The following is a 21,765-nucleotide window of genomic DNA, read 5'->3' on the forward strand; positions in this document are numbered from 1 at the left end:
GGACGCATGAGCACGACCGTGAGCGACTTCGTCATCGACCGCATCAAGGCGTGGGGCGTGTCCCGCGTGTTCGGCTACCCCGGTGACGGGATCGGCGCGTTCGACGGCGCCCTCGGCAAGGCGGACGGCAGCGAGCGCGCACTCGAGTACGTCCGCCCGACGCACGAGGAGATCGCGGCGCTCATGGCGACCGCGCACGCCAAGTTCACCGGCGAGGTCGGCGTCTGCGTCGCGACGTCGAGCCCCGGCGCGTTCCACCTGCTCAACGGCCTGTACGACGCACAGATGGACAACCAGCCGGTGGTGGCGATCGTCGGGCAGCAGGGCCTCGCGTCGATCGGCACCTTCACGCAGCAGGAGTCGAACCTCGAGCGCGTGTTCGCCGACGTCGCGTGCTACGTCGAGACCGTCGCCACACCGGACGCCGTCGGCGTGGTCGTGGACACCGCCTTCCGCACGGCGATGCTCCGGAAGCAGCCGGCGGTGGTCGTGCTCCCCCACGACGTGCAGGCGATGCAGTACGAGGCACCGGCGGCCGAGCACTGGGTGTCGCGGTCGAGCGACGTCGCCCCCTCGACGCGCATCACGCCGCCCGCCGACGAGATCGCGCGCTTCGCCGAGATCCTGAACGGTGGCGAGAAGATCACGTTCCTCGTCGGTGCAGGTGCCCGCGGCGCGACCGACCAGGTGCTCGCGGCGGCCGAGAAGACGGGTGCCGGCATCATCACCGCACTGCGCGGCAAGGACGTCGTGCCGTCGGACGTGCCGTACCACACGCAGCAGGTCGGCCTGCTCGGCTCCCGTCCGAGCCTGACCCAGATCAAGGAGTGCGACACGATCGTGCTCCTCGGCACGAACTACCCCTACGGCGAGTACCTGCCGGCGAGCGGCCAGGCCCGCGGCGTGCAGGTCGACATCAAGCCCGAGCAGATGGGCCTGCGCTACCCCACCGAGCTCAACCTCTGGGGCGACGTCGGGGCGACCCTCGACGCGGTGCTGCCGCTGCTCGACGGCGGCCGGGACACCGCGTGGCAGGAGCGGCTCGCCGGCGAGATGCGCGAGTGGGAGGCGGAGATGGCCCGCCAGGCCGAGGTCTCCTACGACGACGGGGTGAACCCGCGCCGGGTGATCCGCGCCGTGAACGAGCACCTGCCCGAGGGCGTGACGGTCACCTGCGACGCCGGCACCACCGCGGACTGGTACGGCCACCACATCCGACTCCGCCGGGGCATGCACGGTGACATGTCCGGCCGTCTCGCGACGATGCTCGCGGCGATGCCGTACGCCGTCACCGCCAAGTTCGCCTTCCCGGACCGCCCCGCGGTGTGCACGATCGGCGACGGCGCCTTCCAGATGCTCGGCATGAACGAGCTCATCACGGTGAAGAAGTACATGGCGTCGTGGCCCAACCAGCAGCTCGTCATCGTGATCATGCACAACGACGACCTCGGCCAGGTCTCGTGGGAGATGCGGACCGAGGACGGCAACCCGATGTGGCGCGGCTCGCAGGACGTCGAGACGATGGACTACGCCGGGTACGCCGAGCTCCTCGGCTTCACGGGCATCCAGGTGCACGGCGACGACGAGGTCGAGGCCGCCGTCGAGCGTGCCTTCGCGAACCCGGGCGTCACCGTCATCGACGCCTACGTCAGCCGCAACGTGCCGCCGCTCCCGCCGCACATCACGGCCGAGTACGCGATCAACACGGCCAAGAGCCTGCTCAAGGGCGACCCGGTCGAGCTCGACGTGGTGAAGGACTCCGCGAAGGCGATGGCCGCCGAAGCCGTCGAGCGGGTCAAGGGCGCACTCCACCGCGACTAGGCGACGCCCGGGCCGCGCGCAGCCGGCTGCCGCGGCAGCCCGGGCGGCCCGCGGCTCGTGCCCCCCCCCCCCCCCCGAACGGAGGTCGTGTGAACACCGTGTGACGAGTTGCGCCGGGCCCTGGCGCGTCGCCTGTGGATCTTCCTAGGTTCTCGTCTCGATGAACGCACACTCCTCCCCGCGCCGCCGGCGCTTCGTCGGTGCCGCGGCACTGACGACCGTCGGGGTCCTGGCAGCCCTGTCCGTCCCGACGTCGTCCGCCCTCGCCGCCGAGGGCGACACGACGATCGACCTGTACAACGTGAACGACTTCCACGGCCGCATCGCGCGGTCGGTGAGCACACCGCCGCGCGACGGCGACGCCGGGGGTGCCGCCACCCTCGCGGGCGCCCTGAACGCGCTCCGTGGAACGGACGCCGCGCAGCGCGCGACGTCCGCCTTCGTCAGCTCCGGCGACAACATCGGCGGGTCGACGTTCGAGTCCTTCATCCAGGAGGACCAGCCGACCATCGACGTGCTCAACCAGATGGACCTGTCCGTGAGTGCGATCGGCAACCACGAGCTCGACAAGGGCCAGACCGACCTCCGCGACCGCGTGATCGGCCCGGCCGGCCAGCGGAACGCGAAGTGGGACTACATCTCCGCGAACATCCTCGACGCGAGCGGGAAGCCGGCGTTCGACCCCTACGCCATCGAGACCATCAGCGGCAAGCGGGTCGGGTTCATCGGCGCGACGGTCGACCTCGTCGGCCAGGGCCTCGTCAACCCGGACGGCATCGCGGGCCTGCACATGGGCGACATCACCACCGAGGTGAACAAGGTCGCGGAGCAGCTCAAGGACGGCGACCCCGACAACGGCGAGGCCGACGTGCTCGTGCTCCTCGTGCACGACGGCGCCGAGACCTCCGCCGCAGCCGACCTCGACGCGGACACCCCGTTCGCCGACGCGGTGCACAACGTCACCCCGGACGTGTCGGCCATCCTCTCCGCGCACACCCACCAGACCTACGTCCACTCCGTCGTCCCGACCGGCGGCACCGTCCCCCGTCCGGTGATCCAGACCGGCTCGTACGGCTACAACCTCGGCCACGTGCAGCTCACCGTCGCCGCGGACGGCACGGTCACGCCGACGAAGGCCGAGAACCTGCCGCTCGTCGGCACCACGTACACGCCCGACGCCGCCGTGCAGGCGACCGTCGACGCCGCCGTCCAGCGAGCAGACGAGCAGGGCGCGGTCACCCTCGGCACGGTCGACCGTGCGCTCAAGCGCGCCGTGCAGTCGAACGGCTCCGAGAACCGCGGCGGCGAGTCGACGCTCGGCAACTTCGTCGCCGAGGTCCAGCGGACCGCGACGCAGCGTCAGGGCTCCCAGATCGCCTTCATGAACCCGGGTGGTCTCCGGGCAGACGTCGCGGCGGGCACAGTGTCGTACAAGCAGGCGGCAGCCGTCCAGCCGTTCGCCAACACCCTCGTCGTCCTCGACCTGACGGGCGCGCAGATCCGGCAGGCCCTCGAGCAGCAGTGGCAGCCGGACGGCGCCCAGCGTCCGTTCCTCAAGCTCGGGGCCTCGGCCGGCTTCTCGTACACCTACGACCCGCAGGCCGGGCGCGGGCAGCACGTCACCGCGATGACCCTCGACGGCAAGGCCGTCGCCGACACCACCACCTACAAGGTCACGGTGAACTCGTTCCTCGCCGGCGGTGGCGACTCCTTCACCGCGTTCAAGGCGGCGGCAGCGAAGCAGGACAGCGGGAAGGTCGACCTCGAGGCGCAGGTCGAGTACTTCCGGACGTTCCCCGCCGCGGAGGTCCTCGAGGACCAGCGCTCCGTCGGCGTGCGCGTGAACCAGGCGCCGGCCGGGGGCTTCCGGCCCGGCGACACCGTCACGCTGCAGCTGTCCTCGCTCGCGTTCAGCAGCGTGCCCGACCAGGCACGCACCGTCTCCGTGCGCGCCGGTGACCGCGTGCTCGCCACCACGACGATCGACCCGAAGGTCGTCGACGGCACCGACGAGCAGGGCACGGCGACGCTCAGCTTCCCCGTGCCCGAGCTGACGCCGGCACCGGCCAGCCCGACGACGACGGCGCTCGCCCGCACCCGCGCGACGACGACCCTGGCGGCCGCGGTCGCTCGGACGGCGACGACCACGCAGGAACCGCTCGTCGTCACCTTCGGCAACCAGTCGATCACGCTCGCCGTGACGATCCCGGTGGCCGCAGCCGACCCGGGCACCCCGTCGCCGACGCCCGGCGCGGGCGACCCCGGCGCGGGTGACCCCGGTGCAGGCACCCCGGTCACGGGCGGCGGCACCGGCGGTGCGGTCGGTGTGGACGTCGACGGCGACGGCGTCGTGGACACGACCGTCCCGGTCGACGCGTCCGGCGAGCTCGCCTTCACCGGCGCGGACCTCCTCGCCCCGGCGATGGTCGCCGGCGGGCTCCTGCTCGCCGGGCTCGTCGCCCTGCTGGTGGTCCGCCGCCGTCGCGCACCCGACGCGACGGAGGTGGTCGCGGACTGACGCGCCCACCCGGCGCGGTGCCCGGTCCGACGGACCGGCACCGCGCCTCCAGACCGCGTCCGACGGGCCGTCCCACCACCGGTGGGCGGCCCGTCCGGCGTCCTGGAGGCACGGTGCGCGCCCGGCGGACCGCTCCCGTCCGACGCGGCGTACGGACATCGCGCGCCAGCCCTGTGGTGGTGACCGTGCGCGGGGTACGCTCAGCCCTGTCGCTCACGCGACGCGTCGCGCCGGGTCGCCTCTGATCCGGACGGTGGTTCCGTCCGGTGACTCCGCGACGCGGGTGCCCTCCGTCTCCAGGGAAACGACGGAGGGCACCCGTTCCCGGCGTCCGGCGCACTCAGCGGAAGAGCTGCTCCCCGATGTACGAGCCCTTCCGCGGCGCCGGCGGGACCGCGAACACGGCCGAGCCGATGTGCGCGATGTACTCGTTGAGCCGGTCGGACGCGCCGAGCCGCCGCTGCAGCCGGGTGAAGTGCTCCGGGTCGTTCATGTACGCCGCGAAGAGCAGCCCGGCGTCGAGCTGGCCGTACTGGTTGATGCCGTCCGTGTAGTTGTAGCCGCGACGGAGGATCTTCACGCCGCCGTTCGCCTCGTGCGCGGCGAGGGCGACGTGCGACCGCGCGTCGATCTTCGTCGCGCCGTCGGCCCCCGCGGCGTGGAAGTCGGGCGTGGTGTGCTCGGTGCCACCGGACAGCGGTGCGCCCTCGACCTTCGTCCGGCCGAACACCCGCTGCTGGTCGCTGACGACGTCGGCGTCCCACGTCTCGATGTTCATCCGGATCTTCCGCACCACCTGGTACGTGCCGCCCGCCATCCACCCGGCGTCGCGGTCGAGCCAGACGTGCCGGTCGTACTCCTCGTCGGTCGTCACGTTCCGGGTGCCGTCCTTGAAGCCCATGAGGTTGCGGGGGGTGGACTGCGACGGACCGGCGGACGCGCGACCGAAGCCGATCACGGTCCAGCGCACGGTGGCGGTGCCGCGGGCCATCCGGGCGAGGTCGCGGACGGCGTGGTACGCCACCTGGGGGTCGTCCGCACAGGCCTGCACGGACAGGTCGCCACCGGTGAGCCCGTCCTCGAGGCGGTCGCTCGGCAGGCGCGGGATCGCGGCGAGGTGCTGCGGACGCCCGCCCGCCAGGCCGAAGCGCTCGTCGAAGACGCCCGGACCGAGCCCGACCGTGACGGTGAGCGAGGCCGGGCCGAGGTCGAGTGCCTCGCCGGTGTCCGCGCCGACGCCGTCGCCGTGCGCCGGTTCGACGCTGCCGACGGTCCGGCCGGCCTGCAGCTGCGCGATCGCCGCCGACCACCGGGCGAGCAGCACCTGCAGGTCGGTGGTGACGGTGGTCGACAGGTCGAAGACCATGAACACGCAGTGCCGCTGCGGGACGGTGCGGATGCCGCCCTGGGGCTGCCGGGCGGCGGTCGCGTAGAAGGGATGCTGCTGGGAGAGGTCGACGGACTCGTCGCCGTTCGCCGCCGCGGTGAACGGGTCGACCCCGGTCGCCGCGGTGGCGCCGGCCACGCCCGCGACCGCGCCGACGCCGGCACCCGCGGCGGCGAGGCCCGCGCCGAGGAGGCCGCGACGGGAGAAGCGCGACGCGGTCACGCCGTGGCGACCTTCTCGGCCAGGCGGGACAGCGGGTCCTGCAGCGCCTGCACCTGCTGCGAGATGCGGTTGGCGTCGGCCGACTTCGTTGCCTGGTCCCACGTGCGGAAGCCGCCGAGCGCCCCGGCGTCGCGGTACCCGTCCATCAGCGCGTTCGTCGCGTCGAACTGCTTCGCGATCTGCTTCGTCAGGGTCGGGTCGACCTTCGTCAGGCCGGGCTTGAGGTACGCGAAGGCCTGCCGTGCGCCCTCGACGTTCGCCGCGAGGTCGACGAGGTCGATGTGGCTGTACGCCTCCTCCTCGCCGGTGATCTTGTTCGACTGCACCTCCTCGAGGAGCCCGGCGGCACCGTTCGCCAGGTCCTCGGGCTTGTAGTCGAGCGTCGGCACGCGCTTCGCGAGCAGGGTGACGTCGGACTCGAGCTCGGCGGCGGTCTGCTTCGTCGTCGCCGTGATCGCACCCGCCTGGAACAGGTCCTTCTCGACGGCGTGGAAGCCGCTCCAGCCGACCGACGGATCGAGGTTCGATGCACGCATGTCGATGAGGTAGTCGAGGTTCCCCGCGTTGTCCGTGGCCGAGTGCCCCTCCTTCACGAACCCGTCGACGTCGCTCTCGACGTGCTCGTAGAACGGTCGGGCGTCGGCGTAGTCCTTCCGCGCGGCGTCGAGGTCACCCGCGTCGACGTCCTTCCGGAGCTGCTGCACGGCGGCGACCATGTCGGTGACCTGCCCGTCGACGTACGTGGCGTACCCGTCCGCGCCGTCGGCCAGCAGGCCCGCGGCGCTGCTGTCCGCGGTCGACGCCACCTTGCCGGTGACCGTGAAGTCGGTCAGCTCCCGCTCGGCGCCGGGGCAGTACACCTGGTACTCCCCGCCGGTCAGGGTGGCGGTGAAGCGCACCGCGTCGAGACCCGGAGCGAGGTTCTCCTTCTCACCGAGGATCCGCTGGTCCTGCAGCAGTTCGACCTCGGTGATCGCGGTCGAGGACTCGTTGCGCACCGTGAACGTCACGGGGCCGGCGGGGACCTTCGTGGTCGACACGGCGCAGGCGTCGGACCCGTCGTTCGTCAGCGTGATCGTGACGCGGGACACCTTGCCGGGCGTCTGGCCGTCGTCGGCGGGGGACGATCCGGCCGCGCAGCCGGTCAGCGTCAGCGCGGTCACGACGCCGAGGGCGCCGAGGGCGGTCAGGGGGCGGGCAGTCCTAGCGAACGGCATGTTCAGGGCTCCTCGTGGGTGCGTCGGCGGGCGGGCCGCGCGACGGGTCGGTTCCGGGGACGGTGGTGGTCGGGGTGGGACGGCGGCGGCGGTCACGCAGGGCGAGCAGCGCCTGGGCCACGGCGGCGAGGCCGAGGGCGATCGGCAGCCAGGCGGCCCAGAGCGCCCGTTCCGCCGCGCGGCCGTCGGCGGCGGCGACGGCGGCCGCGGTGCGCTGCACGGTCGCGTCCGGCACGGCCCACACGGTGCGGTCCAGCGTGGTCGTCCGAGCGGACGGGAGGCCCCCACCGCGCAGCGTGAGCACGGTGCGTTCCGAGCGGGTCGCCTCCAGGACGCCCCCGCGGACCGTCGTGAGCGTCACGGTGTCGCGGACGCTCCAGCGGGCCGCGAACGGGCCGGGGTCGGTGCTCGGCGAGATGCCGACGGGCACGCGGCCGAACAACCCGACGAGGTCGTCGAGGGTCAGCGTCGACGGGCGGTCGCCGGTCGATCCGTCCTCGGTCCGGCGCCACTCGTCGGCGGTCACGCCGGCGCGGGTGACGCGGCGGTGGGTCGACGTCGGGAAGGTGCTGCGCGCCTCCTGGCCGTCCGCCCCCTCCGTCCGGAGCACGGCGGCGGACCCGTCCACCTCGGCCGTCACGGAACGGGCGTCGCCGATGACGGCGACGGTCCGCGGGAGCTCCGCACGGCCGGCGGGCACGGCGACGGCGAGGGCGACGGCGGCGACCGCGAGACCCGCGGCGACGGCGGCGCGCACCGTGGGCACGCGCTTCGGTGTCGGGCGCCAGCGGCGGGGCCAGATCGAGAGCGCGAGCACGGGGACGACGTAGAGGAGCCAGCCGAGGACCTCGACGACACGGGGGTCCGGCGGGATGCCGAGGACGCCGGTGACGAGCGCGCCCTGCACGGAGCCGTTCGGGGCGAGCCAGGACAGGTCGACGGTGCGCTGCTGACCGATGACGATCCAGCCCGCTTCGTGTGCGCGGCGGAGCACGGTGAGCACGAGCCCGCCGGCGACGAAGACCAGGAAGACCCCGGTACCGGTGAAGAACCGGGACAGGTTCAGCCGCACCCCGCCCGTGTAGATGCCGTAGCCGACGAGCACGGCCGCGCCGATGCCGATCACCGCCCCGATTGCGGCGAGCCCGGTGTCCGACGAGGCCTGGAAGGTGGCGAGCAGGAAGACCGAGGTCTCGAAGCCCTCCTTGAGGACCGCGAGGAACGCCATGCCGGCGAGCGCCCAGGCCGTGCCGCGCCCGAGGGCCGCCGACGCACTCGCCTCGAGCTCCTTCGTGAGGCTGCGGGCGTGCGTCCGCATCCAGACGATCATCCCGGTGACGAACACCACCGCGACGATGCCGATGACGGCCTCCATGCCCTCCTGCTCGGCCTGCGGGAGCGCCTGCTCGACGGCCTGCAGACCGAGGCCGACGGCGACGCTGAGGGCGACCGCGAGGCCGACACCGGTCCACATCGGTGCGAGCGGCACACGGTTGCGGCGGAGGAACGCGGCGATGATGCCGACGATGAGGGTCGCTTCGAGGCCTTCGCGGAGACCGATGACGAGGGTGGCGAGCATGACGAAGGTGAGGCTAACCTAACCCGCACGCGACGCGCCACCTCGTGACGGTGGGGTTTGATGGTTCTCATGAACCTGCTCTCCGTCGAGGGCCTGGCATCGGTCACGAACGTGCTCGACCTGGCCGGCGTCTTCGCGTCCGCGCTGCTCGGCGGCTCCATCGCGCGCTCGATGGACTTCGACCTGTTCGGGTTCCTCGTCGTCGGGTTCGTCTCGGGCCTCGGCGGCGGCATGCTCCGCGACACGCTCCTGCAGAACGGGCCGCCCGTCGCGCTCGTCGACCCGCTCTACGTGCCGGTCGCCGTCGCGGGTGCCCTGGTCGCGTTCCTCGTTTCCTTCTCCGAACTGACCTGGGACCGGCTGTTCACCGTGCTCGACGCCGCCGTGATCGGGTTCTGGTCCGTGGTCGGTGTGCAGCGGACGTTCGACGCCGGGCTGGAGTGGCCCGCCGCGGTCATCATGGGCACGATCACCGCGGTCGGCGGCGGGGCGATGCGCGACCTCCTGCTCCGCCGTGTGCCGGCCGTCTTCGGCGGCAACGCCCTCTACGCCACCGTCGCCGTCGCCGCCTCGGTCGTGATGGTCGTCGCCTCGCACCTCGGGTCCCCCTCGATCGGCATCGTCGCCGCCATCGCACTGTCGCTCGGCCTGCGCTGGGGTGCGGTCCGTCAGGGCTGGGGCCTGCCGAACGGCCGCGACTGGCAGCCGAAGTCCACCCTCGGGTCGCTCCTCCGTCGTGGGCGCAGCCTCCGCCCGGACGCGTTGCGGCTGCTCCGCCGTCCGGGTCGGCGCACCGGGGCCGGCAGCGTGCGCAGCGAGCACGATGCCGCGCATGACGACCAGACCGGCTGATCAGGCTGTCATCCGCAGGTGCCGAGCAGTACCATCGGTACCGCCGGGTATCGACCCGGCACGACACGACAACCCGTGCACCGACGTGACCCGAACGCGTCGGTTCCGAGCGGCCGTGTGGACGGGGGCTTCGCTGATGCCGCGCGGATCGTTCCGCGCGGCGCGGCAGGTCTCCGGCCACCGCGCGACGGTCAGGACGCCGCGCTCCCATCCCGCCCGACGACGCCGGACCCGACGGACCGCGCCGGGCCCGTCGAGCAGGAACCGATGAACGACGAACCCTCCGTCCCGGGACAACCGACCCCGCGGACACCCCGCTCCGAGGTCCGCGAACGCCTGCTCAGCGCCGGCGCCGCGGTCTTCGCCGAGCAGGGCGTGCACACCGCCCGCCTCGACGACGTCGCCGCTCGGGCCGGCTTCAGCAAGGGCGCGGTCTACTCGAACTTCTCCTCGAAGGAGGACCTCGTCGCGCAGGTGATGCAGCGCGCGACGAACCTCGTGCTCGGGTCGCTCCGTGACCTCGTGCGCGCGGACATCGCCGCCGCCGACATCGGCGACGTCGTCCGGACGGCGTTCGGGCGCAACGACCAGACGGCGCAGTTCGCCCTGCTCTCGGAGTTCCGGGGGCAGGCCCTGCGGAACCCCGAGCTCATGCCCGAGTTCGTGCGGCAGCGGCGGGTGCTGCAGGACGGCGTGCTCGAGCTCGTCCGGCTGTGGTTCGGGGCGCATCCGGAGGTCGACCCCGGGATGTCGCTCGAGGACTTCTCGGTGGCGCTCGTCGCGGTGAACGTCGGGATCGTGTTCGACGCGCCCGTCCTGCCGGAGGTCGACCCGGGCGAGGTCGTGGCCGCCCTCGTCGAGGCGGTCATCCGCCAGCGTTGACCCCCGGCGCCGCGGGTGCGGCGCGGGCGCGCCGGGTCGCGGGTGCGCCGGGTCGCGGGTGCGGCGCCGCTCGGGTGGGCGGCCGCCGCAGCTACGCGGTCCTGCGCGGGCGCCGGCCCTCGTGCGACCAGGCCGACGACGGCAGCAGGCTCGGCGGCAGCACGCGCGACCGCACCAGCCGCGGACGGGACACCGACGCGTCGAGCCCGACCCGCGCCTGACGGACGGCGGTCTCGAGCGCCGCACGGTCCACCGAGCCGGCCCCACCTGCGGCGAACCGCTCCCGGTCCACCGCGTCGACCACGGCCGTGAGGTGCGCCGCCACGTCCGGCTGCACCGTCGCCCGGAGTCGTCCGAGGACCGCACGGGCGGTCCTGGCGGCCGCAGCCGCGTCGTCGGGCGGGACGAGCCCCGGTGCGTACCCGTGGTCCGCGACGTCGTCGATCACCTCGCGCCAGGCGGCGAGCGCGGGCGACCGGCCGGACCGGACCGCAGCGAGTCGGGAGCGCCGACGGAACACCCGCACCGCGGCGGGAGCGACGAGCAGCGCGACCGCCAGCAGGATCCCGACGACCAGGCCGAGCGGACCGCTGCCGCCGGTGGTGTTCGTCGCCGCGGCGCCGGGGACGGCCGAGGCCGAGGGCGTCGGCGTGCTCGCGCTCGTCGACGGTTCGGTCTCCCCAGGAGCCGGCAGGGGCGTCTCCGGGGTCGCGGGTGTCGGGGTGACCTGGGTCGGGTCACCCGCCGTCGCGGCGTCGTCGGACTCCGGCGTCGGCTCGAACGCCACCCAGCCGGCGCCGCGGATGTAGAGCTCGGGCCACGAGTGCAGCTGCCGGTTCGTGACCGTGTACTCGCCCTCGTCCTGCGTCGCCCCGGCCCGGTAGCCGACCGCGATCCGCGAGGGGATGCCGAGCGTGCGGGCCATCACGGCCATCGCCGACGAGAAGTGAACGCAGTAGCCCTCGCGGACGTCGAGGAACTTCGCGACGACGTCCATGCTGTCGCCGTCGTAGCCCTGCTCGACGGGTGCGGTCTCGGAGTAGGTGAACAGCGCGCTGCGGAACCACTGTTCGAGCGCGCGCCCCTCCTCGTAGTCCGATCCGGCCCCGCCGGCCACCCGGTCCGCCGTCCGGGCGATGCTGCGGGGCAGGTCGTCGGGCAGGGCGAGGTCGGTGCGGAGCTGGGCCGCGGACGGGGTCTGGAAGCCGCGGCCGTCGGCACGGCCGAGCAGCCCCGACGCCGCGATGGTGTCGAGGTACGAGCCCGCGAACGTCGACGCGCCGTAGACCTCGTAGGTGGCGCCGCGGGGCGTGGCCGGACCGGTGGAGCGCACCGTGCTCGAAGCGCCCATCCAGCGCCACTGCGACAGGTCGAGGTTCGTCGAGCGGGAGTCGATCGACACCGCCCCAGCGGGAACCGGCAGGTAGTCGCTGGACAGGCCCGTGATCCGGATCGTCACGTCGCCCCGGGTCGAGAGCCGCGGGTTGATGCCGACCGCCCACTGCTGCCGGTCGGCGGTGTCCGACTTCGCGGCGTCGGTCGTCGTCGGCACCCAGTCGCCCGTGCCGAACTCGTCGAGGTCCGCGAGCTTGAGGTACTCCGGCAGGCCGTCGGAGGAGCGGTAGCGCAGCACCTCGAGCTCGTTCGGCTGCCGGAGGTCCTGCCCGAGGTTGAGCAGCGTGCCGGGTCGGCCCGGTTGCACGGGCGCCTGGATCGCCCCGGTGACGCCGGACAGCCAGCTCGCGTCGAGCGGCACCACCGCGGGCAGACCGACGGCCACGGCGATGCCGATCGCCCCCACGACGGTCGCCGGGAACGCACGCTGCACGGGCCGCACCGAGAGCCAGAGGAGGGCGAGGAAGGCGGCCCCGACGAGCACCACGAGGAATGCGGACGCCGGTTCCCCGGTGACGATGCCGGGCACGACGAGGATCACGAGCGCGGGCACGGCGGCGAGCGCGGCGGTCGGGGCGACGGCCGCCAGGAACAGCGACACCCCGGCGACCCAGCCGATCGAGATCGTCGTGAGCAGCCGGATCGCGTCCGTCTGGGGCAGCGGAGCGGGGTTGAGCCGGATGGCCGCGAGGGTCTCCCCCAGCGCGCCGTCCCGGTCGAGCCAGCCGAGCGGGGGCACGCCGTTCAACACGGCGGCGGCACATGACGTGACGATCAGCGCCGCCACGAGGGCCACGAAGCGGACGCCGGGCGCACGGCGACGGACGGCGAGGAGCGTGACGACGAGGACCGCCGCGACGAGCACGCCGGACCCCCACCACGCGATGCCCTGCACGAGCGGACGCATCGCGAGGGCGGCGATCAGGACCGGGACCGGCGCGAGTGCCACGACCCAGGCGTTCGGTGCGTCCGGGCGGTCCTCGACGGGAGCGCGCCCGGACCGATCGGCACGACCGACGCCGCTCGACGTGACGCCGGGTCGTGTCGAGGTGCCGCTCACCGGATGCTCCCGGGGGCGTGTGCGCCGGCGACCGGGACGACGAGGGTCCGCCAGCCGCCGCGGTCGAGGATCCCACGGACCACCGGGTCCGGCGGGACGATCGTCGCCATGATGCCGCGGCTCGACCCCGAGGTGGAGGACACGAGCTCGGCGGCCTGCTCGGCCGTGCACGTCCCCGTCACGACGGCGGTCATGCCGTGCACGTCGCGGCCCCGGACGCCGGGCAGGACCTCGGTGACGTCGCGCGCGTCGGACCGCAGCTGCACGTCCGCGAGGCCGACGAGCACGTCGGTCAGGCCGCCCGCGTCGCCGGTGTGCCGGGTGCTGCCGGCGGGCCCGTCGGTCACGAGCACCACCCGCGAGGTCCGCGCTGCGAGGGCCCGGGCGACGCTGGCGGCGACGACGACCGCGTGCTCGAAGGCCGCGTCGCCGCCGAGGTCGGCCAGTTCGGCGAGGTCGTCCCGGCCGAGGCGCTGGTAGGACTCGCGGCGGACGTCGAGGGCGATGACGGCCTCCGGGGGCTGCGCCTGCGTGGTCTGGCGGACGTGCAGGGCACCGCGCCGGGCACTCTGCGCCCAGTGCACGCGGCGGATCGGGTCGCCCGGTCGGTACGGGCGGAGCTCGCTGTCGTCAGCGGAACCACCCTGCCCGACGCGGCCCTCGTCGGCGGACACCGCCCCGGCGAGCGCGCCGGTGTCGAGCGTGCCGAGCGGGGTCGTCGCGGGCACGACCACGACCTCCTCCGCACCGACCACCGGACGGTCGATGCGGAGCAGGCCGAACGGGTCCTCGACGCGGATGGTGACCGGGCCGACGGTGCTCCGGCCGCGGTGCACGGCGAGCGCTTCGACGTCGAGGACCGCCGGCGGCACGTTCGGGCCCACGGCGACGTGGGACTCGGCGTCGGAGACGCTGACGAGAGCGTCGTCGAGCTGTTCCCGGACGAGCAGTGTCGTCCGCGGACCGATCGGCAGCGACGTGCTGCCGAGGGTGATCCGCTCGCGGTAGACCTCGCCGACCTGGACGATCGCGCGCCCGGTGCTCCGGCTGCCGCGCAGGGGTGCCGCGACGACGAAGGCCATCACGATGCCGAGCAGCACGAGCACGACGAGGAGGAGTCCGGCGGACACCGCGACGCTGGTCGTGCCGACGAGCCCGCCGCCGACCAGACCGATGCCGACGGCGATGACCGTCCAGCCGCGCGCCGTGGGCCGTGGGAAGGGCGTGCGCCGCAGCAGCGCGAGCCCGCGCCGACCGTACCGGAGCGCCGTCGACCGGGCCCCCGCGGCACGGAGCGCAGTGGCGGACGGTGCGGACGGCCCGGGCATCAGGACCGGACGGGGGTGGCGGTGAACGGCACGGCGGTGTCCGAGACGATCCGGACCACGACGTCGCGCACGGTGTCGTCCCCGGTGCCGCCGAGACCGCGCGCGACCGGTACGAGACGGTGCGCCAGGATGACCGGGGCGAGGACGGCGACGTCGTCCGGCGTGACGAACGGTCGGCCCGCGAGCGCAGCGTGCGCCCGGGCGGCCTGCGCGAGGTGCAGCGTCGCACGCGGGCTGGCACCGAGCACGATGTCCGGGTGCGAGCGGGTGGCGCGGACGATCGCGACGATGTACGCCTCGACGTCGGCGGCGACGTGCACCGAGCGGACGGCCCGGATCACCGCGCGCAGGGTCGCGACGTCGACGATCGGCCGGAGCTGGGCGAGCGGGTCGCCGGCGCCGCGGTTCGCCAGCATGTGCCGCTCGGCGTCCGCGCTCGGGTACCCCATCGTCAGGCGCGCCATGAAGCGGTCGCGCTGCGCCTCGGGCAGCGGGTACGTGCCCTCCATGTCGATCGGGTTCTGCGTGGCCACGATCATGAACGGCGACTCGAGCGGGCGGGTGACACCGTCGACCGTGACCTGTGACTCGGCCATCGCCTCGAGCAGCGCGGACTGCGTCTTCGGGCTGGTGCGGTTGATCTCGTCGCCGATGACCACGTTCGCGAACACCGGTCCGGGCGAGAACCGGAAGGTCCCCGAGGACTGGTCGAACACGTTCACGCCGGTGACGTCCGACGGCAGCATGTCCGAGGTGAACTGGATGCGGTTCACCGAGCCGCCGACCGAGGCGCCGAGCGCCTTGGCGAGCACCGTCTTGCCGACACCGGGGACGTCCTCGACGAGCAGGTGTCCCTCGGCCAGCATCACCGTCAGGGCCGTGCGGATGGCCTCGGTCTTGCCGTCCACCACGGTCGCGACCGCCGCGGTGATGTCGGCGCCGACGTCCTGGACGCGGTCGAGCGGGAAGGCGGTGTCGGTCCGGTCGGGCACGCAGGCCTCCTCGTCTGGGGACAGGTGTCGTGCATGCTACCTCGGCCCGGTGACAAGGAAGGGAGGATGCGTCACCGACTGTGTCGGTCGCCACACCGGACGGGAGGCGCGGTGCCGGGACTCGCGTCCGTCACCTCGGCAGCGGCTCACCGTTCAACGACCAGAGCGCGACGCCGTGCAGCCCCTGCTCCGCCGCGAGGTCCGTCCGGACCCGCCACGAACGGGCGTCGGACCAGTGCAGCCGGCGACCGTCGTCGAGCGTCGCGGACCACTCCCCCGTCCGGTCCGACCACCGTGCCGCGGTGCCGGCCGTCCGACGCGCCTCGGCCGGGCCGACCTGGCCGTCGGCGTCACCGCCCCAGACGTACCCGTAGCCCGCGACGCCGAGGTCGAGCCGGTCGGTCGGGGCCCCGGCGGCCTGCACGGCGGACAGCGCCTGCCGCGCCCAGGACAGCGACCCGACGGGCCCCGGATCGCTCCACGGACCGTGCTGGTCGTAGGCCATCAGCACGAAACGGTCGACGTGCTCGGCCAGCGCCGGGAGGTCGTACCCGGTGTCCCGGTACCCGCTCGCGGTCGTCGACGCCATCACCGCCATCGACACCTGGGCATCCGGTCCGAGTGTGTGGTGCACGGCGTCCGAGACCGCGGCGGCGAAGGCGACCAGCCCTGGTCGGTCCTGCGCGCGGAGGGACTCCAGGTCGAGCTGCACACCGTCGACGTCGAGCGTCCGGGCGACGGCCGCGAGTCGCTCGGCGACCTGGTCGCGTTTCGCGGCGTCCTCGAGCAGCGCCGTGCCGATCTCGGGCGAGAAGTCCCCGAGGTGCTCGTCGTAGTTGCTCACGAGGAGCTCGGTGTGCGCTCCGCCGTCGGACCCGGCCCGGGCCAGGTCGGCGGTGCCGTCCGGCGGTTCGTGGAGGTCCCCGCCGTCGTCGGTCAGGGTCACGCCGTCGATGCCGATCGTCGCGACCCGCGCCGCGGCGTCGGTGACGCGGTCGAGCGCGGTGTCGCCGGGCTCGACGTAGGCCTCCACCGCCGATCCGGCCGACGCGTCGCCCGCGCGGTCGCCGTCGTCTCCTCCGAGGCTGCACGCCGAGAGGACCAGGGCGACCACGACCGCCGTACCGACCACGAACCCGCTCCGCCGCACCACGCGCTCACCGTAGCGCGCGGGGCGGGGGCGCACCGCGCCTCCAGACCGACTCAGGAGTCCGCGGTCTCGAGCCGGTCGACCGCGACGGCGAGCGGCTCGAGTTCCGGGACCTCGCGCGCCTCGGCGAGCGCCTCGTCGAGGGCGGCCGCGTGGACGGGGGTCGCGCGGTCGAGGAGGGCCTGCCCGGCGTGCGTCAGTTCCGTGTAGAGCCCGCGCCGGTCGTCGGCGCACAGCACACGGGTGAGCAGCGACCGTTCCTCCAGCCGGTTCACGAGTCGCGTCGTCGCGCTGGGGCTGAGGGCCGCGGCGCGTGCGAGCTGCTGCATCCGCATGTGGAAGCCGTCCTGGCGGCGGAGCGCGTCGAGGACGGTGTACTCGACCACCGAGAGGTCGACCTCGCGCAGTGCTCGTTCGAGCCGCGTCTCGATGAGGCCGTGCAGGGCTGCGAGCGTGCGCCAGCCGTGCGCGCGGACGGCGAGGGACGAGTCGTCGACGGACATGGGGCTCCTGGGTTCGGTGCAGAGCGCGATCAAGTGATTGCTTGCGCGGATACCCCGCGTGTGCAACGATCGGTGTGCCGCGTGTGCAACTACCAGCGTACGCGGCATCACTGCACGACGGAAGGACAACCATGCCCGCGGGACTCATCGCCCTGGCACTCGGCGGATTCGGTATCGGGCTGACCGAGTTCGTCATCACCGGACTGCTGCCCGAGATCGCCGCCGACTACGGCGTCACCGAGACGACCGCCGGCTGGCTCGTGACCGGGTACGCGCTCGCCGTCGTCGTCGGGGCGCTCGGACTCACCGCCGCCACCACGAGGCTGCCCCGCAAGCCGGTGCTCATCGGACTGCTCGTGCTCTTCGTCATCGGCAACACGCTGTCCGCGCTCGCGCCTGTGTACGGCGTGATGATGGCCGGTCGGGTCGTCGCGGCGCTGTGCCACGGCGCGTTCTTCGGCATCGGGTCCGTCGTGGCCGCAGGCATGGTCGAGCGGTCGAAGCGGGCCTCTGCCGTGGCCCTCATGTTCACCGGCCTCACCGCGTCCAACGTGCTCGGCGTGCCGTTCGGCACCCTGCTCGGGCAGGCGATGGGGTGGCGTGCGACCTTCTGGGTGATCGCGGTCATCGGGATCGTCGCACTCGTGGGTGTCGTGGTGCTCGTGCCGGCGCCGCGGTCCGACGATTCCCCCGCCGCGTCCCTGCGGCGAGAGCTCGGCGCGTTCCGTTCGACCCAGGTGTGGCTCTCGCTCGGCATCACGGTGCTCGGCTACGGCGGCATGTTCGGCGCGTTCACCTACATCGCGTACACGTTGACCTCGGTGTCGGGCTTCGCCTCCGGTGCCGTGCCGTGGCTCCTCGTGGTCTTCGGCGTCGGCCTCTTCGTCGGCAACTTCGTCGGCGGACGGCTCGCGGCCCGGTCGATCGACGGCACGCTGCTGGTCGTGCTCGCCACGCTGACCGTCGTGCTCGCGGCCTTCGCGCTCATCGCCACCTCGCCCGTGCTGACGGTCGTCGCCCTCGTGCTCATGGGGGCGTCCGGGTTCGCGACCGTACCAGCGCTGCAGACCAGGGTGATGCAGTACGCGGACCACGCGCCGACCCTGGCGAGCGGGGCGAACATCGCCGCGTTCAACCTCGGGAACGCGCTCGGAGCCTGGATCGGTGGTCTGACGATCGCTGCCGGGCTCGGGTACACCTCGCCGATCTGGGCCGGCGCGGTGATCACCCTCGCGGCGGTGGCGCTGACGATCGTCGCCGCCGGTGCCGCTCGGCGGCAGCGGCGAGCAGGGCGTCCGGCGGTCCCGGCGACCGGGAGCGTCGCGACGGTCTGAGACCGAGCCCTGCCGGGAGGACGGAGGAGGGCCCTGCGACGTCGCGTCGCAGGGCCCTCCGGTGTCCGGGCCGGTGGAGCCGCCCCGGTCACGTCACTTCCCGATGGTCACCTTGACCGTCGGGCTCGCGCTCGAGTACACGGTCGTCGAGGGCAGGAACGCTGCGTGCATCGTGTGCGTGCCCTTCTTCAGCGGCAGCACCGCGGTGCCCCAGCCCTTGGTGATGGTCACCGTGCCCACGACCTTCGAGCCGTCGTAGATGCGAGCCGTGCCGTTCACCGGCACGCCGGACGCCTGCACGGACACCCGGGCGCGACCGTTCGCGTAGGCGAAGGCGGTCTTCGACGTGGCCTTCACCACGACGACCTTGACCGCTCCCGTCGAGGCGGAGTTGCCACCGGCCCAGGCCGAGGTGCTCGTGAACGCCGCGCTGATCGCGTGGTTCCCGACGGCGAGGGTCGCCGGCAGGGTCAGCGTCGCCTTGCCGCCGGCGACCTTCGCGGTGCCGAGCACCTTCGTGCCGTCGGAGAACGTCACCGAACCGGCCTGCTGGCCGATGCCGCCGCCGACCGTCGCGGTGACGGTCACGGGCTTCGCGGCCCCGTAGGTCTGCGTCGACGTGGACGCCGAGACGGTCGTGGTCGTCGCCGGGGTCGAGGCGTCCAGGGTGAAGCGGTCGACCGTGGAGCCGATCAGCGCCGGGTCGGCGGTCGCGGTCGGCTGCAGGGTGACACCGCAGTCCGGCACCTTGCCGTGGTTCACCGCGGAGTTCAGCGTGGTGCAGTCACTCGCGCGGATGTTCGAGACGTCGAGCTTCGCGTCGGTCACCGAGACCTTGACGTAGGTGCGGACGTGCTCCTGGTTCTCGACCGAGTTGGCCCAGTGGCGTGCACCGGTCGGGTCGAGCGGGTCGGCGCCGTAGCCGCCCTCGGAGGGGTCCGGCGTCGTCAGGTCGTAGTACTTCGAGCCGGAGGCCGAGTTCGCGGTGATGTAGATCACGCCGCCGGGGCCGGCGAAGACCTCGGGAGCAGCGGGCTGCTCGTCGGGGTTGGCCTTCTTGCCGTTCTTGATCGCGTAGCTGCGCGAGTACGAGTGGTCGTGGCCCTGGAGGACGACGTCGACGCCGAGGTCCGAGAACGCCCGCGTGAAGTCGAACCGGCGCTGCTGGTTGTCCTTGTCGTTCGCGTGGTCGGCCGGCGAGTAGATCGAGTGGTGGTAGACCAGCGCGGTCCACTTGGCGTCGTCGCCGTAGCGGTTGATGACGTCACGGACGTAGCTCACGTGCGTCGCGTCCGAGCCGCCGGTGTAGGCGTTCGAGTTGATGTCGATGAACAGGACGCCCTTGTACTTGTACCAGTAGTCACCGCCCGAGTTGGCGGTGGTGTTGCCGCCCGGGTAGAAGTCGGGGACCTTGAGCGAGTTCGGCACCTGGTTGTGCTGCTCGTACGCCTTGCCGCCGACGTCGTGGTTGCCGATGGTCGACGCCCACGGGTAGCGCTTGAGGACGTCGCTGCTGTCCGCGAAGGCGCCCCACTCGTACTCGTTGTTGGCGTGCTCGATCTGGTCGCCGCCCGACACGAGGAGCTCGGCCGCGGGGTCGTTCGTCGTCGCGTACCGCAGCGTGTCCGCCCAGCCCGCACCGTCGTCGTCGACGAAGCCGGACGAACCGATCTGCGGGTCGCCGAAGAACAGGAAGTCGAAGTCGCCCGTGAAGCTCTTCGTGGTGAACGTGTACGGCGTCGACCAGGCCGAGCCGTCCGCGGCACCCACGTGGTACGTGTACGTCGTGTTCGGCTCGAGCGACCCGATCGTCGCGTGCGCGTTGATGTAGCCCGACTGCGCCGCGATGCCCTCGATGCTGCGCGTGTTCGAGTCGGTCGTGCTCGTGTCGACAGCGGTGTTCGCGGCGGTCGACGCCGCGATCGTCTGCTTGCCGGCCCCGAAGGCACCGTCGACCATCGTCGCGGTCTTCTGGATCTCGAGGGACTGGGCGACGTTCGCCGGGAAGTACCAGGAGGCGATGCGCTGGCTCTCGGTCGCGCCGACGCCGAGCAGGATGTGGATCGGGCCACCGGTGGAGATGTTGGTGGTCGGGGTGTTCGTCGCCGCGGTGGCCGCGCCGGTGCTCATGAAGGAGGCGCCGGCGAGGATCGCAGCACCGAGCACTGCGCCGCCGATGCGGAGCGTAGTGGCGCTGCGCCGCGAGCGGGCGCTGGACAGAAGACTCATTGTGGGGTCCGTTCTCGTGGACAGGGGTGATGCACAGAAGACTTTGCATTCGCCCGGCAACGCCTTGGTGAACGCTGTGTGGCCAACAGGCTCCGATCGGGATCCGCTCAGGTCACCCGGCTGCGAGGCGCTCGACGAACCAGATCATCCCCATCACGAACACCCCTGCGGTGATGACACCGGTGACCCACAGCGAGACTCGGTGCGCCCGTCGGCGGAGGAGCGACAGCGGCGGGAAGACGAGCGTGATGATCGCGAGCTGGACCGCCTCGATGCCGACGTTGAAGATCAGCAGCGACACGAGCAGCTGCCACGAGAACGGCTCGTCGATGCCGAGCGCTCCCGCGAAGCCGAGCCCGTGGATGAGTCCGAAGGCGAAGACCACCGCCAGCCGGGACCACCCGGCTTGGTCGAGGCCGAAGCGGACGCCGTCCGGCACCACCAGGTCGTCCGCGTGCGACCGCCGGCGGAACAACCGCCAGAGGTACCAGCCGGCGACCGCGGCGATCGAGAGGGCGATGAGCGGCTCGACCACGATCGACGGCGGACTCACGACCCCGAGCGCGGCGAGGATGAACGTGATCGAGTGCGCGACCGTGAAGGCGGACGCCGTGAGCACGACCTCGCGCAGCCGTCGGGAGCCCGCGATGAGCGCGATCAGGAACAGGATGTGGTCGATCCCGGTGAGCAGGTGCTCGGCGCCGAGGGTGAAGAACTCCCAGAACCGGGCGGCCGCGGACTGCTCCGTCGAGAAGGACGGGTGCGCCGCGTCGAGCGTCGCCGAGCCGTCCTGCCCGTCGACCGTGTAGGTGACGATGGTCTTCGTCCCCGTCACGAAGGACTCGGAGTCGGGGAAGAGCGCGCTCGTCACGACGTGCCCGTCCCCGGTGCGCGACGCGTCCGGGCAGGTGAAGTCCGCGGTGACGCTGGCGTACGGCACCTCGTCGCGGATGGCGACGGGCATGTCCCGCTGCAGTGTGCCGCGACAGGCCGTGCCGCCCGAGGTGACCGACATCCGGTCGAACACGTAGTCGGCGACGGCCGCACGGTGCGCTTCGGCGATCCGTCGCATGCCGGCGAAGTCGCCGTCGTCCCAGGCGGCCTGCCCCTGTCGGTAGAGGGCGTCGTCGTGCTCGCTCGTCGCGACGGAGACGAGCATGAGGTCGTACTCGAGGCCGAGCTCAGCGCGCACGACGTGCTCCCGCGGCGACGTGACCTGCGTGTAGACCACCGAGCTGAAGCCGTGCGCCGACGCCGGGCTCGCTCCCGCCCAGGCGACGAACGCCAACACGACCG

At 72.9% G+C, this 21,765-nt stretch carries 15 protein-coding genes; 5 read left to right on the forward strand and 10 right to left on the reverse strand.

Going from position 1 to position 21,765, the window contains the following annotated elements; translation table 11 throughout:
• The first annotated feature begins 6 nt into the window (after positions 1-6).
• Positions 7-1,821 carry a thiamine pyrophosphate-requiring protein gene (locus ACY3FI_RS12660; protein ID WP_462547907.1) on the forward strand — a complete coding sequence of 605 codons (1,815 nt, stop codon included), beginning with the start codon at positions 7-9 and terminating at the stop codon, positions 1,819-1,821.
• 160 nt (positions 1,822-1,981) lie between these two features.
• Positions 1,982-4,339, forward strand: coding sequence for a bifunctional metallophosphatase/5'-nucleotidase (locus ACY3FI_RS12665; protein WP_462547908.1), 2,358 nt, complete (start codon positions 1,982-1,984; stop codon positions 4,337-4,339).
• 340 nt (positions 4,340-4,679) lie between these two features.
• On the opposite strand, the gene ACY3FI_RS12670 is transcribed toward ACY3FI_RS12665, so the two are convergent.
• From ACY3FI_RS12670 to efeU, 3 genes are read right to left on the reverse strand one after another with little or no spacing between them, the layout of a single operon-like run.
• Positions 4,680-5,948, reverse strand: coding sequence for a Dyp-type peroxidase (locus ACY3FI_RS12670; protein ID WP_462547910.1), 1,269 nt, complete (start codon positions 5,946-5,948; stop codon positions 4,680-4,682).
• On the reverse strand, positions 5,945-7,165 hold the full coding sequence (gene efeO / locus ACY3FI_RS12675) for an iron uptake system protein EfeO (RefSeq protein WP_462547911.1): 1,221 nt from the start codon (positions 7,163-7,165) through the stop codon (positions 5,945-5,947). Before efeO ends, ACY3FI_RS12670 begins: the two co-directional genes overlap by 4 nt.
• Positions 7,152-8,744: an iron uptake transporter permease EfeU gene (efeU, locus tag ACY3FI_RS12680; RefSeq protein WP_462547912.1), complete on the reverse strand. Its 1,593-nt coding sequence runs from the start codon at positions 8,742-8,744 to the stop codon at positions 7,152-7,154. The genes efeO and efeU overlap by 14 nt, the downstream gene beginning before the upstream one ends.
• A gap of 69 nt (positions 8,745-8,813) precedes the next feature.
• Here efeU and ACY3FI_RS12685 point away from each other — a divergent pair, with 69 nt between their 5' ends.
• Positions 8,814-9,596 (forward strand): trimeric intracellular cation channel family protein, encoded by a 783-nt coding sequence (locus tag ACY3FI_RS12685; protein ID WP_462547913.1) that lies wholly within the window; start codon positions 8,814-8,816, stop codon positions 9,594-9,596.
• A gap of 267 nt (positions 9,597-9,863) precedes the next feature.
• The gene (locus ACY3FI_RS12690) at positions 9,864-10,478 is read left to right on the forward strand and encodes a TetR/AcrR family transcriptional regulator (protein WP_462547915.1); all 615 of its coding nucleotides are present in this window, start codon (positions 9,864-9,866) and stop codon (positions 10,476-10,478) included.
• Positions 10,479-10,569: 91 nt separating this feature from the next.
• Here the strand turns inward: ACY3FI_RS12690 and ACY3FI_RS12695 are convergent, their stop codons facing one another.
• The 5 genes from ACY3FI_RS12695 to ACY3FI_RS12715 all read right to left on the reverse strand — a co-directional run bounded on the left by ACY3FI_RS12695 (position 10,570) and on the right by ACY3FI_RS12715 (position 16,906).
• Positions 10,570-12,933 (reverse strand): transglutaminase TgpA family protein, encoded by a 2,364-nt coding sequence (locus tag ACY3FI_RS12695; RefSeq protein WP_462547916.1) that lies wholly within the window; start codon positions 12,931-12,933, stop codon positions 10,570-10,572.
• Positions 12,930-14,261: a DUF58 domain-containing protein gene (locus ACY3FI_RS12700; RefSeq protein WP_462547917.1), complete on the reverse strand. Its 1,332-nt coding sequence runs from the start codon at positions 14,259-14,261 to the stop codon at positions 12,930-12,932. The genes ACY3FI_RS12695 and ACY3FI_RS12700 overlap by 4 nt, the downstream gene beginning before the upstream one ends.
• Complete coding sequence (locus ACY3FI_RS12705; RefSeq protein WP_462547918.1) at positions 14,261-15,253, reverse strand: AAA family ATPase; 993 nt, start codon at positions 15,251-15,253, stop codon at positions 14,261-14,263. Before ACY3FI_RS12705 ends, ACY3FI_RS12700 begins: the two co-directional genes overlap by 1 nt.
• A 130-nt stretch (positions 15,254-15,383) precedes the next feature.
• Positions 15,384-16,406: a glycosyl hydrolase family 18 protein gene (locus ACY3FI_RS12710; RefSeq protein ID WP_462547919.1), complete on the reverse strand. Its 1,023-nt coding sequence runs from the start codon at positions 16,404-16,406 to the stop codon at positions 15,384-15,386.
• A gap of 50 nt (positions 16,407-16,456) precedes the next feature.
• Positions 16,457-16,906 (reverse strand): MarR family winged helix-turn-helix transcriptional regulator, encoded by a 450-nt coding sequence (locus tag ACY3FI_RS12715; protein ID WP_462547920.1) that lies wholly within the window; start codon positions 16,904-16,906, stop codon positions 16,457-16,459.
• Positions 16,907-17,037: 131 nt separating this feature from the next.
• Between ACY3FI_RS12715 and ACY3FI_RS12720 the strand changes: the two genes are divergently transcribed.
• Positions 17,038-18,240 (forward strand): MFS transporter, encoded by a 1,203-nt coding sequence (locus ACY3FI_RS12720; RefSeq protein WP_462547921.1) that lies wholly within the window; start codon positions 17,038-17,040, stop codon positions 18,238-18,240.
• Between the two features lie 93 nt (positions 18,241-18,333).
• On the opposite strand, the gene ACY3FI_RS12725 is transcribed toward ACY3FI_RS12720, so the two are convergent.
• Entirely contained in the window at positions 18,334-20,469 is a 2,136-nt protein-coding gene (locus tag ACY3FI_RS12725; protein ID WP_462547922.1) for an Ig-like domain repeat protein, read from the reverse strand.
• Between the two features lie 112 nt (positions 20,470-20,581).
• Entirely contained in the window at positions 20,582-21,760 is a 1,179-nt protein-coding gene (locus ACY3FI_RS12730; protein ID WP_462547923.1) for a HupE/UreJ family protein, read from the reverse strand.
• Between the last annotated feature and the right edge of the window lie 5 nt (positions 21,761-21,765).

This window comes from Curtobacterium sp. RM9 (assembly GCF_054956955.1).

What these genes read in the sequence shown, in the direction of transcription:
- ACY3FI_RS12720 (WP_462547921.1), top strand. Translation starts at nt 17,038, where the DNA reads ATGCCCGCGGGACTCATCGCCCTGGCACTCGGCGGATTCGGTATCGGG.
- ACY3FI_RS12725 (WP_462547922.1), bottom strand. Translation starts at nt 20,469, where the DNA reads ATGAGTCTTCTGTCCAGCGCCCGCTCGCGGCGCAGCGCCACTACGCTC.
- ACY3FI_RS12715 (WP_462547920.1), bottom strand. Translation starts at nt 16,906, where the DNA reads ATGTCCGTCGACGACTCGTCCCTCGCCGTCCGCGCGCACGGCTGGCGC.
- ACY3FI_RS12665 (WP_462547908.1), top strand. Translation starts at nt 1,982, where the DNA reads ATGAACGCACACTCCTCCCCGCGCCGCCGGCGCTTCGTCGGTGCCGCG.
- efeU (WP_462547912.1), bottom strand. Translation starts at nt 8,744, where the DNA reads ATGCTCGCCACCCTCGTCATCGGTCTCCGCGAAGGCCTCGAAGCGACC.
- efeO (WP_462547911.1), bottom strand. Translation starts at nt 7,165, where the DNA reads ATGCCGTTCGCTAGGACTGCCCGCCCCCTGACCGCCCTCGGCGCCCTC.
- ACY3FI_RS12700 (WP_462547917.1), bottom strand. Translation starts at nt 14,261, where the DNA reads ATGCCCGGGCCGTCCGCACCGTCCGCCACTGCGCTCCGTGCCGCGGGG.
- ACY3FI_RS12690 (WP_462547915.1), top strand. Translation starts at nt 9,864, where the DNA reads ATGAACGACGAACCCTCCGTCCCGGGACAACCGACCCCGCGGACACCC.
- ACY3FI_RS12685 (WP_462547913.1), top strand. Translation starts at nt 8,814, where the DNA reads ATGAACCTGCTCTCCGTCGAGGGCCTGGCATCGGTCACGAACGTGCTC.
- ACY3FI_RS12660 (WP_462547907.1), top strand. Translation starts at nt 7, where the DNA reads ATGAGCACGACCGTGAGCGACTTCGTCATCGACCGCATCAAGGCGTGG.